Genomic DNA, 12,609 nt, shown 5'->3' with positions numbered 1-12,609 from the left:
TGCGCGCGGCCAGCGCGCCTGCGGAGTGCGCGACCATGTCTCTTCCCGAAAAAGCCTTCCCGGTCTCCTGGGACCAGTTCCACCGCGACGCCCGCGCGCTTGCCTGGCGGCTTGCCGGCGCCAATAAAGGACAATGGAAGGCGATCGTCTGCATCACCCGCGGCGGTCTCGTGCCGGCCGCCATCATCTCGCGCGAACTCGGCATCCGGGTCATCGAGACCGTCTGCGTCGCCTCCTATCACGACTACACCTCGCAAGGGCAGTTGCAGGTGCTGAAGGAGATCACACCGGCGCTGCTCGCCGACGACGGCGCCGGCGTGCTGATCATCGACGACCTCACCGACACCGGCAAGACGGCGGGCATCGTGCGCGCGATGATGCCGAAGGCGCATTTCGCCACCGTCTACGCCAAGCCGAAAGGCCGCCCGCTGGTCGACACCTTCGTCACCGAGGTCAGCCAGGACACCTGGATCTATTTTCCGTGGGACATGGGTTTTACCTATCAGAAGCCGATCGCCGACGACCACGCCGGCTGATTCGTCGGAAAGCCATTTTTCTGTCTAGCCTGCCTCGGCGAGCACCCTTTGCTTCACAAGGAGGATTGCCGGGCACGATATTTCGTGGAACCGGCCCGCCTTGGTGGAATTTAACCAATCCGAGTGAAGTTTTTTACTTTTAATGCCCAAGATACGTCGTAAGATTCATCAGGCGGCAAATGATTCTGGAGGCTGGGGCAGCTTCTCCGATGTTGACGAGGCCAACGACGCACAATCACCTGGTCGAAAGAGTCCGGCGACTCTTCGGCACCGCGCCGTACCGCCTGCAGGTTGCCGCCCTGCCCTGGCGAGAGGCCGGGCAGGGCGTCGAAATCATGCTGATCACCAGCCGCGACACCGGCCGCTGGGTGCTGCCCAAGGGCTGGCCAGAGGCCAGGGAGCCGCTTTGCGAGGCGGCGGCGCGTGAGGCCGGCGAGGAAGCCGGATTGCGCGGCACGGTCTCGCATTTCGAGGCCGGTCGCTATTTCTACGCCAAGGCGCTGGCTTCCGGCGAGGAAGTGCCGTGCGAGGTGCTGGTCTTTCCGCTGCAGGTCGACCGCGTCGCCGAGCGCTGGAAGGAAAAGCGCGCGCGGACCCGCAAATGGGTAAGCTCGGCAGAGGCCGTGCGCATGATCAACGAGCCGGACCTCTGCCAGATCATCGCCCATTTCTGCGTCGATCCGCACGGATACGCCTGATCTGGAGCTGACCGGCCGAGGGGCGCCAGCCCGGCCAGACGTCGCCGGGCGCCGGGGACGAATGCTTTGCTATTGCGGCTATTGCGTCTAGAGTCGATTGGACTGCTCTGGCGTTTTACCGATGACGAACACTGCACGACCACTCGAAGAGAATTCCGGCGAACACAAACGCGCGCATCGCCAGCGTGTGCTCAAGGGCGGCACGATCATCACCGGCATCCAGAATTCCGAGGTCAGTTGCACCTTGCGCAATCAGCATGCTGGCGGCGCCGAGTTGAAGGTTGCCCCCGACTCGCGGGTTCCCGACAATTTCCTGCTCTATGTGCCGGTCGATGGAATTGCCTATCGCGCGGAAGTCCGCTGGCGCCGCACTGACCGCGTCGGCGTCCGCTTCACCGGCACCGCGCCGAAGCCGAAGCTGCATTACGGCTGACGCCATTCCATCGAAGGCACCCGGACCATTCGATCCGGGTGCTCTTTATCCGGGTGTCAGGATCCGGGTGTCAGGCGAAATCAGACCACCAGTCCTTTGGTCAGCTCGAGCGCCTGACGCTCGAACAGCCGGCGGTAGATGCCGCCGTTCAGCCGGATCAGCTCGTCATGCGAGCCCTCTTCGGTGATGCGGCCGCGATCGAACACCAGCAGCCTGTCCAGCGCCCGCACCGTCGACAGCCGGTGCGCGATGACCAGCGTCGTGCGGCCGACCATCAGCCGCTCCATCGCCTCCTGGATGAGCACTTCCGATTCCGAGTCGAGGCTCGACGTGGCCTCGTCGAGGATCAGGATGCGCGCATCGGCAAGGAACGCACGCGCGATCGCCACCCGCTGGCGCTCGCCGCCCGACAGCTTCACGCCGCGCTCGCCGACCAGCGTCCCGTAGCCCTTCGGCAGGTTGGCGATGAAGTCGTGCGCGCTGGCCAGCCGGGCCGCATGCTCGATCTCGGCCTGGCTGGCGTTCGGGCGGGCATAGGCGATGTTTTCCGCCAGCGACCGGTGGAACAGGATCGGCTCCTGCTGGACGATTGCGATCTGCCCGCGCAGCGACGCCTGCGCAACCTCGGAAATATCCTGGCCGTCGATCAGGATCCTTCCGGCGCTTACATCATAGAGGCGCTGGATCAGCTTGACGAAGGTCGTCTTGCCCGAGCCGGAATGACCGACCAGGCCGACGCGTTCGCCGGGCGCGATCTCCACCGAGAAGTCGCGATAAAGCGGCAGCCGATGGTTGCCATAATGGAAGGTGACCTTGTCGAAGGTGATGCGGCCGTCACCGATGCGGATCGGCCCGGCGCCGGGTCCGTCCTCGATGCCGAGCGGTTCGGACTGGAAATCGACCAGTTCCTCCATGTCGTTGATCGAGCGCTGCAGATTGCGGATATGCGTGCCGATGTCGCGCAGATAACCCTGCAGCACGAAGAACGAGGTCAGCACGAAGGCGACATCACCGGCGCTGGCCTCACCCCAAGCCCACAGCATCAGCGCCAGCCCGATCACCGCCGTCCTGAGCAGCAAAAGCATCGTGCCTTGCGTCGTGCCGTTGACGGTGCCGCGCACCCAGGTGCGGCGCGTACGCGCTCGCCACTTGGCGACCACCCTCGCGAGCCGCGTTTCCTCGCGCGCCTCGGCGCCAAATCCCTTGACCACGGCGTTGCAGCTCACCGCGTCGGCCAGCGAGCCGCCGAGGCGCGTGTCCCATGTGTTGGCGAGCCTTGCCGCTGGCGCGACATAGCCGAGCGACAGCATCGCCGTGACAGCGATGAACAGCACCGATCCGGCGGCGACCACCGCGCCCATCAGCGGCCAGAACCAGCCGAGCAGCAGCGTCGAGCCGACGAGCATGACGACCGACGGCAGCAACGCAATCAGGATCGTGTCGTTGAGCAGGTCAAGCGCCCACATGCCGCGCGTGACCTTGCGCACCGTCGATCCGGCAAAGCTGTTGGCGTGCCAGTCGGTGGAAAAGCGCTGGACGCGGTGGAAGGCATCGGCGGCGATATCCGCCATCATCTTCAGCGTCAGCTCGACGATGGCCATGAAAGCGGCGTTGCGCAGCACGACGCCGGCCAGCGCCAGCGCCACCAGCATCGAAAAGGCCGCGATGGCCGCATTCCAGGCGGCGTCGTCCGCAGCGGCGCTGCTGGCCACCGCGTCGACCAGCCGTCCCGAATAGAGCGGCGTCAGCACGTCGGCCAGCGTCGACAAAAGGAAGGCGCCCATGATCAGCGAAAGCCGCCACGGCTGGCGCCGCCAATGGATGAGCGTGAAGCCGAGAACGCTGCGGAAGGCGTCGGCGCGCAGGTCGAGTCGAAAACGAGCCATGATGTCATCCGGGCGCAAACGAGCCCGGTCCCGGTAAGGTCAAAATTGAAAAAACCGCGCTGGCGCCATTGGCGCCCGGAAATGCGGAGGTTCGGCATATTTGGCGGCTCGCCCATACAAGGGGCGGCGACCTGCAGCGGCAAATGCCTGTTCTCGGATCAGCTCTCGTCGCGAAGGCGAACCCTCGCGGCGTGCTGACCAGGACCTAGGCTTCGCGGCCTCGCATAACGATGTCAAATCGTGGCATTCGGTTCCTCCTGAAGGGGAAGCGCGGAGGAGTTCTTATAGAGATGCCCCGGCGCATCGCCAAGGCGGGCCGTGACCGAAAGCGCAACTGGTCCAAGCAGTGAGACGATTTTGCAACAACGGTCGGTTGCGCGCCGTTGCTGTTCGGGCTGCACCCAAGCCGGGATGACGATCTATCCGCGATCCCTGAATCTGTTGGTAATCGGATAGCGGCGATCGCGGCCGAAGTTCTTGCTAGTGATCTTCACGCCAGGTGCTGCCTGCCGGCGCTTGTACTCGGCGATGTAGAGCAGGTGCTCGATCCGCGTCACCGTCGCCCGCTCATGGCCGCGCGCGACGATCTCGTCGACGCCCATCTCGTGTTCGACCAGGCATTCCAGGATGTCATCCAGCACCGGATAGGGCGGCAGCGAATCCTGGTCGGTCTGGTTCTCGCGCAATTCCGCCGACGGCGCCTTGTCGATGATGTTCTTCGGGATCACCTCGCCGGAAGGTCCGAGAGCGCCCGGCGGCACATGGCTGTTGCGCCAGCGCGACAGCGCATAGACCTGCATCTTGTAGAGGTCCTTGATCGGATTGAAGCCGCCATTCATGTCGCCATAGAGCGTGGCGTAGCCGACCGACATCTCGCTCTTGTTGCCGGTGGTGACCACCATCGAGCCGAACTTGTTGGAGATCGCCATCAGGATCGTGCCGCGCGCGCGGCTCTGCAAATTCTCCTCGGTGATGCCTTCCTTGGTGCCTTCGAACATCTGCGTCAGCGCGTGCAGAAAACCTTCGACCGGCTCGAAGATCGGCACGATGTCGTAGCGGCAGCCGAGTGCGCGGGCGCAGTCCTCGGCGTCCTTCAGCGAATCCTTCGACGTGTAGCGGTAAGGCATCATCACCGCGCGCAGCCGTTCCTCGCCGAGCGCATCGACGGCAAGTGCCGCGCAGATCGCCGAATCGATGCCGCCGGAAAGGCCGAGCACGACGTTCTTGAAGCCGTTCTTGTTGACGTAGTCGCGCAGGCCGAGCATGCAGGCGCGGTAGTCCGCCTCCTCCCGTTCGGGAATCTTCGACATCGGCCCTTCGGAGCAGATCCAGCCGTCCGAAGTCCTTTTCCAGGTGCTGACGTCGACCGCCTCCTCGAACTGGCTCATCTGGAAGGCCAGCGTCTTGTCCGCGCCGATGGCGAACGATGCGCCGTCGAAGATCAGCTCGTCCTGGCCGCCAAGCTGGTTGGCATAGATCATCGGCAGGCCGCATTCGATGACCTGGCGGATGACGACCTGGTGGCGAACGTCCATCTTGGCGCGATAGTAGGGCGAGCCGTTTGGCACCAGCAGGATTTCGGCTCCGCTTTCGGCCAGCGTCTCGCAGACGGCAACCTCGCCCCAGATGTCCTCGCAGATCGGGATTCCGATGCGCACGCCGCGGAAATTGACCGGTCCCTGCAGCTCCGGCCCGGCCTGGAAGACGCGCTTCTCGTCGAACTCGCCGTAGTTTGGCAGGTCGAGCTTGTAGCGTTCGGCCAGGATCTTGCCGCCATCGGCGACGATGATCGAATTGTGCGTGCCGCTCTTGCGCTTCAGCGGCGTGCCGATAATGACGCCCGGCCCGCCATCGGCGGTGTCCTTGGCGAACTCTTCCGCCGCCCGTTCGCAGGACTTCAGGAACGCCGGCTTCAGCACCAGGTCCTCCGGCGGATACCCGGCGAGGAACAGCTCGGTGTAGAGCACGAGATCGGCGCCCTGGCGGGCGGCGTCCGCCCTCGCCTCGCGCGCCTTGGCGAGATTGCCGGCGACGTCGCCGACCGTCGGGTTAAGCTGGGCAACGGCGATGCGCAGTATGTCGGGCTTCTTGGTCATGTCTGAGGGTTTAGCGTGGCGGAATTGCCCGGGCAATGGCGTTCCTTTGGACCAAACCGGGCTGATCGATTGGGCGATTGCTGGATGTCGATCCTGTCGGGCCGATGCCAATCGTGTCGGACCGATCGTCGATCGTGTCCCTATTCGCCCATATATTCGCGCAGTGCTTCCGGCGAATGGTTCTCGCCGATCGACATCGCCAGGATGCGCGAAATGTGCCGACGCGGCAGGCCGGTTTGCGCGGCCCAGGCATTGATCTGAGCCTGGATCTTGTCGAGATCCCGCTTCGAGGTCGGGCTTTCGGCGATGTCGAGACCGGCGTCGCGCAATGCGGCTGCCATGTCAGCCGAAACGATAAAGGCGTCCCATTCCAGCCAGCGCAGGAAGTACTGGCCGGTATTGCCGCCGAGCCGGCTGCCATGCTTGCCGAGATAGGCCATCAGGCCGACCTGGTCGTCGGCCGGCCACTCGGCGAGGAACTTGCCGAAGCCGCCATGTTCCTTCGACACCCGCTCGACGAAAGCGGCGTTGTCGCGCACGGATTTGATCTTCTGCGGATTGCGCACGATGCGTTTGTCGGACGCCAGCTCGTGCCAGAAATCGTCGGGCTGGAACAACAGCCGCTTCGGCTCGAAGCCGAGGAACGCTTCCTCGAAACCAGGCCACTTCTGCTCGATGACTACCAATGAGTCAATTAAACATGATGTTGCGGCACGATGGACGCAGTTGCGACGAGCCGCTGGACGCCTTCTCAGCTAGGCTCTGCGGCGCTTAGAAAGAGCCCGCAACAGGTCCGCTTCATCCATGATCCCGCTTCGGAAAACCCCGACGATTTCCTCAGCGAGGTCTTCCCTCTGTTCCTTGTCTTTTTGCGCTAGACGGCGCTCGACACACAGTTGGTCGAACACCCGCTGGAGCAAGTCCAGATCGGCGGGATCAAACACACCGCTATAGCGATGCCATGGCATTTGCCGGCCCTCAAACACGGCCAATGCAGGATTGTCTCACAAAACGGGTTTGGTGCGAAGGCCCGATGCGGCAGCGGACTTTAATGTCACCTATCTCGCCACGACAGAATCAAACTTGAATTTATAGAACGGCCTGATTATCGCCGCTTCCTCCAACAGGTTAGTATCTACAATCCCGCCGTCATCCGTCGGGTAAAAATGCCCCGAAAAAACAATCGTTTGGCCAACTTCCAATCCCAATAGGGTTTGGTACAAAGTTGAACCGGTATCAACGAGACTCCCCTCCTCCGATTTTACCCTATCCGACGACCCGAGTGTTTCTGCGGTCTGGTTCAGAATACCGTCCACCATCAACTCTGGATTATCCAACAGGCCCCCTGAGCCAATTCTTATTTCGTCCCCAACCTCAACGGAAAGCGACGCCCAATGACCGCCTATCCGGTCAACTTTATACACCTTCCCAACCCAGTTCGAGACTGAACCGTCTTGGCTGAACGATTGGAGCTTTTTGCCCCTTTCCTGCACAAGTGTGGATTTTAGCAGGTCGTTCTGTGACCCTTTGTACCGTTCTCTGAACTCGCTATTGATTGCGACAAACCTTGCTTCTTGATCCGGAACAGCTGGGCCAGATTGTAGATTTTCAGTCGGGCTGGATTGGACGTTGGCAGGAGCGCTACCTTCGCTGTCGCCGGCTTTGACAACGATCCCGTTCCCCGCTGCAACCTTCGTGGAACTGCCATCAGGATTCTCATTGATAACGAAATGGAGCAGATACAGCCCGCCAATTACAACCACGAGCCGGACAAAAAATTTCCTGCCAAATTTGCCTTCAGCTACATTTGCGTTCGAACTCTTCGAATTCGACGGAAACAGCAACGCCGACACGGCCTTCTCAAATTCCTTCTTGGTCAGGGTTTTGTTTGACAGCAGCCCATACAGCTTGTCGATTTCCTCGGCGATTTTGAGGTGGTTGCCGCTAACGAGTTGCGACTTCGCACTTTCATACCCTTTGGCCGAGATGACCCCCCTCTCTCTCAGGGCCGAAAGGCGAGTCAATTCGTCCGCAATTTCTGCGCTCATTCTAATCACCCCACCCATCCTTCGCCCCTAAATCAATAGCCAAGACTGGGTTAGTATTCAACGAAGAACCCGTAATTTATTACGGGTTATAGACGACTTAGCCGGACATTGTTCGGTTCACGGTTTGACGCTGGCAGCGCAATGCTGCCCTATGTCAGCAACTAAAAATTTCGGCATGATTCTGAGGGAACTCCGCAAGTTGCGAGAGCTTACGCAGGACGATTTGGCGCTCCGGACGGACAGGTCAGTTGACGCCGTCTCCCAATGGGAAAGAGGGCTGAACTGGCCAAATTTTGAAACCCTTGTGCGCCTCGGCAAGGCTCTGGATGTCCCCGTGAGAGTTTTCTTTCAGGAGGGCGATCTGGCCCAATCAGAGCAACGAGCCATGCTTGAAATCCAAGCCGGCGTGATACTCTCTGGGCTGACTGACAGCGATTTGAAGGTTGCCATTGAGCAGCTAAAAGCTCTGGCAAAAAGAAACGTATCGGCGCTATGAGTGTGGCACTAGCGTGTCAGTTACCTCCAGACCAACTCTTTCGTTAATGCTGCACAGACCGCCGTGTCAGCGAGCACCAGCCGGCTGATGGTCCTAAGCAATGCAACTTATGGGCAATCTAAACCACCGACTCCCGCCTTAATGCAATTGCTTATTTCTGCTATAGTCCTAGTTTCCCTCCATTTCGAAGCACGGATATAGACTTCCTTGAATTGTGCATAAATTTTTTGTTGCATATTTTTATCAAAACCCAACACAGAAAACAAATTTTTGAATCGATTAGTCGTCGTGTCGGCTATCGTGGGGCTGTTTAGACTTCGACTCATAGCACTCGTTAATTCGAAATCTGCAACAAAGCACGCCATTATATTCCTCATTTGACCTGAATTCTTAGCAATAGCATAACATCGATCCAAAAACTTTGCTATTTTTGTGGGACCGCCTCGTTCATATGTCCTCTTATCGAAAATTAAGGCGTTGCCGGAAACAATACCGATACGGCCAAAAAATTCAGTGTCATTCGTCTGCTCCTTATCGCCCACAACTTCTAACAGTTGTCGCAACACAGGCACATCTTCGAAGGCGTGACTGCCGGCGGCAAATGCATGATGGCTGACCATTGTTATCGCAATCAAACCAGCAAACGCCGTCTGTGCCTTCATCTTAATCCCCCTTTCCCCGGCTTGGAGTGTATTTGCAACGACAAGCTCCGCAAGGGGCGCTGAAGGGGCGCTGAAATCGTCCAAGCTGACCGAACTGGTAGCCCGGCCCGCCCCAATAGACCCTGCTCTCGTGGGAAAGACCCTAGCGGTTTGATTCCGTCCCACAAGAGTTCCATTGACATTTTGAGAAAATTGTCCCACTATATCTTAGACTCATGTGGGACATTGACATGCTTGTTGCATACCGCCGCACTTCTCGCTTGGAACAGGTCGCCGGCTACGAGGCGCAGCTTCGGGACTTGCAGTCCCATGGTTGCGAGAAGGTATTCAGCGAACAGGTTTCTTCCATCAATGCACATCGCACGGAACTTGAACGGGCCATCGAGTTCGTGCGTGAAGGCGACATCCTTGTCGTAACCCGACTGGATCGCCTCGCCCGTTCGGTGGCCGACCTCTGCCAGATAGTCGCCCGGCTTGAAGCCAAGAAGGTCGGATTGAAAATCCTAGACATGGCAATAGACACGACCACACCGACCGGTCGCCTATTGCTGAACTTGGTCGGGTCAATCGCCCAGTTCGAACGTGAAATCATGCTGGCACGCCAGAGAGAGGGCATCGCCAAGGCCAAGGCTGAACGCAAGTTCAAGGGTCGGGCACCAACTGCCCGCCGAAAGTCGGATGCTATCTGGTCAATGCATCTGGCAGGCAAGAATCCAACCGAGATTGCCGTGGCGCTCGGCCTTGGCCGCTCGTCTGTGTATCGGATTTTGGCCAACGCTGCTTGATAGCAGGAGGCAGAATATGGCCGAAAGAGCGATTGATTCACTTTTGGAGCGGTTGCCAGACGACGCTAGGGCGTGGATCGGCCATCTATCCCCATCCGCTCGTACGGAGATCGATAGGCTGCTGAAAGAGACCGGAGTTGAAAACTTCAGCGACCACTGGCGAGAGCACAAGGCCTACCTTGAAGAATTGGAGAATAGCTTCGCCACCAAACTCTGACGCCGCTCAGCGCTGTTTCCGCAAGCGGTTCAATGTCGAAGGACTGCTCTTCGAATTCTCAGCGACAAACGGCGGTCCTGTCAGTTTCCGGGCAATTGGGGGCGCTACATCTTTAAAGGCCTTCACGGTCGACCACTGGGGCGTTTGGGATGACGAAATTCAGTTCACCGCAGGCGACTACTTTCGAAACGGATTTCCCGTTCTTCGCAATGTGCTGTCACTAATGAATGAGTGGATCGTGCGGGAAAAGCCTTACAGTTTCGATTTTGAGGCTACCGACGACAGAAAACAACGGATTTATGAATACCTCGTCGCACGGTACGGCAGGTCGATAGCTCACCGGTATACATATTATAGGAACGGCAGCCTGTTCTGCTTCGTGCGTAGGTCCGATCCATAGTTTCTGCCCTCAATCCGGGCAGCGGAACTTTATTGGCATTTGAAATCGTACTTACGCAGCCTATTCGGAAATGGCGGAATATTATTCCTGTTCTATGGATCAAAAAGCAATATTATTTCGCACAGAAATACCGAAATCTTTGCCTACATATGTTTAGCATAATGTAATACGTTTCAATATTCTTTTAATTCGCCAAGCGAATTTTCAGTTCGTATTCCATTTTGCTGTGTCGCCAAGCGATTTATTATGAAGATTTTTGAAAGGCATTGGGCCACCAACGTTATAATTGTATCTATTAGAAAGGAAAAAGATGGATATAGACGACCTACTCCAATCAATGGACAGAGAGAAGGCACCAAAATCAATACAGGCCATAATCGACAATTTTCGAGAAGATTATCGAGAAATATATATGGAATTTAGGACTTCAATTAGCGACGATAGATACCAAATTGCAAACTTCCAGCTATCGCAGCTCTTAGTCGAGATGAACCTCTCGATCCTATTTATCCTGCAATCTGCAAATCTGGACCCGAAACGTTATGTTTAGCGTCCGTCTCGATCAGCCAACACACGACGCTCTGGGCATCCTCGCAAAGCGATCCTCGCTCGATGCCAGTGCATTCGTTCGGCAGATCATCAACGACTACTTTGCTAAGAACGCCACGAAGGTAGCTAAGGAGTTAATCCTAAACGAGGTGCAAAAGCACGATCTGACCCAGTTCGTGACCGTTCCTTTTGTGCAGGCAAGCGATCCGGAGGCCGCATATCGACGGCTGTCCGGAAAGACCAAAAATGCCATCACGCCGGCAAAGCCATTTGCCCTTTTTGAAAGGGATCGCCCCACAGGAGAGCGACTGGTGAAAGCCTATTTCTCGGCTATGCGTAGGAAGTTTGGCTCAAAGGGAAATCTGCCCGCATTGGGTGTTTATGAGACGATAAAAAAGAACGGCATAGATGCCACCTTCTTGCACTATCACTGCTTGCTGGCCATCCCAGAGCCCGAGGAAGGCCATTTCGCCGAGGCGACCTCCGATTTCTGGACAAGCGTAGGAAACCGCCACTTTGGCGCTCCCATCGTATGCAAAGTTGAACGAGCGAATTCAAAGGAAGCCGTCGCTCGATATGCGTTGAAAAATGTCGATGACGATTATCCAATCGATTCCATCATCATGGTGGGCTTCGACCGGGCACCCGGCTAGTCTTTGCCGACATTTGGATGCCGTTGAAGCCCCCCACTTCTGTCGGAATGCCACAATTTGGCCGGCAATGCGGGGGCGGAAGCCACTTAAGCCATCATCGGCCCGACTTCCCTCGCCGGCAATCTGGTAGGTTTTAAGCGGAGACCAATTCGGCTATGTCGGTCAATGGACCAAGATTGAGGAAAACCGGGGTCGAAGGGCGAGTTGTTTTCGGAATCAGGGTAGCCCGAAACTCTCGCTGATAAGCGTATCGGAAATGTTTGAGAAAATGTATCTCGTTGGCGGTTTCGACATCAGCCAGTTTGCACGGGTCATAATATACAACAGGGGAAAAAACAGCTCTGGCAATCACGTCGTTTTCATTGTCTGAATTATGTTTATATATGCTCTGGACAACACGCCTTTTAAATTCAGAAGCATCTCGAATTACTAAACAGCTATCCGCATTGAACTCGGCATACATCCGCAATTCATAGACGCAGGAGAACGAACACACCCAAAATTCAGAATCGAGTTCGTAATAGCCTCCATTGCTGACATGGACTTGGTTTTCATTGTCAAACTGAGCAGGAAGAAGGGCGCCGTCGGCATACGCCAGCGAGGGACTGAAGCGAAGTTTACCACTATGTAGAAGCGAGCTGTTGAATTCCTTGGCAGAGAATCTGAATATTGTTTCCGGATTTCGATAGGCAGTAGAGAAGACTTTGTTTGATGTACGAAACTCTGGCCTGATAGCCCACATCTGGTCAATAAGAGTCTTCTCCGCATCGATCAATTTCCGCTTATTATTCGCTTTTGCTATCTCCTTACCCCTAAGTTCCCCTTCATATGCTACCTCTATCATCATTCTGAGAAAATCAAGATGAGGTAGAGAGTAATATATACCTTCATCTATGGTTACGCTCGGTTTGTATTTCCACGTATCCCAGTCAAGAACCATAATGTTGTCGAAAATATCAGACATCCTATTTTCGAGATAATCTACAGATTTCGTAGTTAAGTAGCGATTATTTAGATATTCACGCCGCCAAAACTGAGGCATTTCGGTGTTCAGTGACAAAGGCTTTGGAAATCGATGAATTTCTTGGGCGCCCGGATTAGAGGCCGATCCACGGGCGTCGTCGTGATCCTTCATATCGCTCTCACCGGG

The 12,609-nt window shown here is 57.0% G+C and carries 13 protein-coding genes and 1 pseudogene; 7 read left to right on the top strand and 7 right to left on the bottom strand.

All coding sequences use genetic code 11. The features are described 5' to 3' along the window. The first annotated feature begins 35 nt into the window (after nt 1-35). The 3 genes from gpt (at nt 36) to ACFX5Q_RS15195 (ending at nt 1,667) form a co-directional block, all read left to right on the top strand. A complete protein-coding gene (gene gpt / locus ACFX5Q_RS15205; protein WP_006200882.1) occupies nt 36-536 on the top strand; it encodes a xanthine phosphoribosyltransferase in 501 nt (166 codons plus the stop codon). Nucleotides 537-745: 209 nt separating this feature from the next. Beyond that, complete coding sequence (locus ACFX5Q_RS15200; RefSeq protein ID WP_404279185.1) at nt 746-1,234, top strand: NUDIX hydrolase; 489 nt, start codon at nt 746-748, stop codon at nt 1,232-1,234. A 121-nt stretch (nt 1,235-1,355) separates the two neighbouring features. After that, nucleotides 1,356-1,667, top strand: a complete 312-nt coding sequence (locus tag ACFX5Q_RS15195) for a PilZ domain-containing protein (RefSeq protein ID WP_192177583.1) — start codon at nt 1,356-1,358, stop codon at nt 1,665-1,667. Between the two features lie 80 nt (nt 1,668-1,747). On the opposite strand, the gene ACFX5Q_RS15190 is transcribed toward ACFX5Q_RS15195, so the two are convergent. From ACFX5Q_RS15190 to ACFX5Q_RS15170, 5 genes and pseudogenes are all read right to left on the bottom strand, one after another. Next, nucleotides 1,748-3,553, bottom strand: a complete 1,806-nt coding sequence (locus ACFX5Q_RS15190; RefSeq protein ID WP_404279183.1) for an ABC transporter ATP-binding protein — start codon at nt 3,551-3,553, stop codon at nt 1,748-1,750. Nucleotides 3,554-3,972: 419 nt separating this feature from the next. Continuing rightward, on the bottom strand, nt 3,973-5,649 hold the full coding sequence (locus ACFX5Q_RS15185; RefSeq protein WP_404279180.1) for an NAD+ synthase: 1,677 nt from the start codon (nt 5,647-5,649) through the stop codon (nt 3,973-3,975). A 140-nt stretch (nt 5,650-5,789) separates the two neighbouring features. Then, nucleotides 5,790-6,329, bottom strand: a pseudogene (locus ACFX5Q_RS15180) (DNA-3-methyladenine glycosylase I); the annotation flags it as partial. A 75-nt stretch (nt 6,330-6,404) separates the two neighbouring features. Continuing rightward, entirely contained in the window at nt 6,405-6,641 is a 237-nt protein-coding gene (locus ACFX5Q_RS15175) for a hypothetical protein (protein WP_404279178.1), read from the bottom strand. A 66-nt stretch (nt 6,642-6,707) separates the two neighbouring features. Beyond that, nucleotides 6,708-7,697, bottom strand: a complete 990-nt coding sequence (locus tag ACFX5Q_RS15170; protein ID WP_404279176.1) for a hypothetical protein — start codon at nt 7,695-7,697, stop codon at nt 6,708-6,710. Between the two features lie 124 nt (nt 7,698-7,821). Between ACFX5Q_RS15170 and ACFX5Q_RS15165 the strand changes: the two genes are divergently transcribed. Next, nucleotides 7,822-8,193: a helix-turn-helix domain-containing protein gene (locus ACFX5Q_RS15165; protein WP_404279174.1), complete on the top strand. Its 372-nt coding sequence runs from the start codon at nt 7,822-7,824 to the stop codon at nt 8,191-8,193. A 107-nt stretch (nt 8,194-8,300) separates the two neighbouring features. On the opposite strand, the gene ACFX5Q_RS15160 is transcribed toward ACFX5Q_RS15165, so the two are convergent. Continuing rightward, nucleotides 8,301-8,855, bottom strand: coding sequence for a hypothetical protein (locus ACFX5Q_RS15160; protein ID WP_404279172.1), 555 nt, complete (start codon nt 8,853-8,855; stop codon nt 8,301-8,303). A gap of 230 nt (nt 8,856-9,085) precedes the next feature. Here ACFX5Q_RS15160 and ACFX5Q_RS15155 point away from each other — a divergent pair, with 230 nt between their 5' ends. From ACFX5Q_RS15155 to ACFX5Q_RS15145, 3 genes are all read left to right on the top strand, one after another. After that, nucleotides 9,086-9,640 carry a recombinase family protein gene (locus ACFX5Q_RS15155; protein WP_404279170.1) on the top strand — a complete coding sequence of 185 codons (555 nt, stop codon included), beginning with the start codon at nt 9,086-9,088 and terminating at the stop codon, nt 9,638-9,640. Between the two features lie 16 nt (nt 9,641-9,656). Continuing rightward, nucleotides 9,657-9,857: a hypothetical protein gene (locus ACFX5Q_RS15150; protein ID WP_404279168.1), complete on the top strand. Its 201-nt coding sequence runs from the start codon at nt 9,657-9,659 to the stop codon at nt 9,855-9,857. A 942-nt stretch (nt 9,858-10,799) separates the two neighbouring features. Next, nucleotides 10,800-11,459, top strand: coding sequence for a hypothetical protein (locus ACFX5Q_RS15145; protein ID WP_404279166.1), 660 nt, complete (start codon nt 10,800-10,802; stop codon nt 11,457-11,459). 133 nt (nt 11,460-11,592) lie between these two features. On the opposite strand, the gene ACFX5Q_RS15140 is transcribed toward ACFX5Q_RS15145, so the two are convergent. Beyond that, on the bottom strand, nt 11,593-12,594 hold the full coding sequence (locus tag ACFX5Q_RS15140) for a hypothetical protein (RefSeq protein WP_404279164.1): 1,002 nt from the start codon (nt 12,592-12,594) through the stop codon (nt 11,593-11,595). Between the last annotated feature and the right edge of the window lie 15 nt (nt 12,595-12,609).

The organism is Mesorhizobium sp. IMUNJ 23033, assembly GCF_044778005.1.
Classification (GTDB): Bacteria; Pseudomonadota; Alphaproteobacteria; order Rhizobiales; family Rhizobiaceae; genus Mesorhizobium; species Mesorhizobium amorphae_A.
This window is presented reverse-complemented; position numbering and strand designations above follow the sequence as displayed.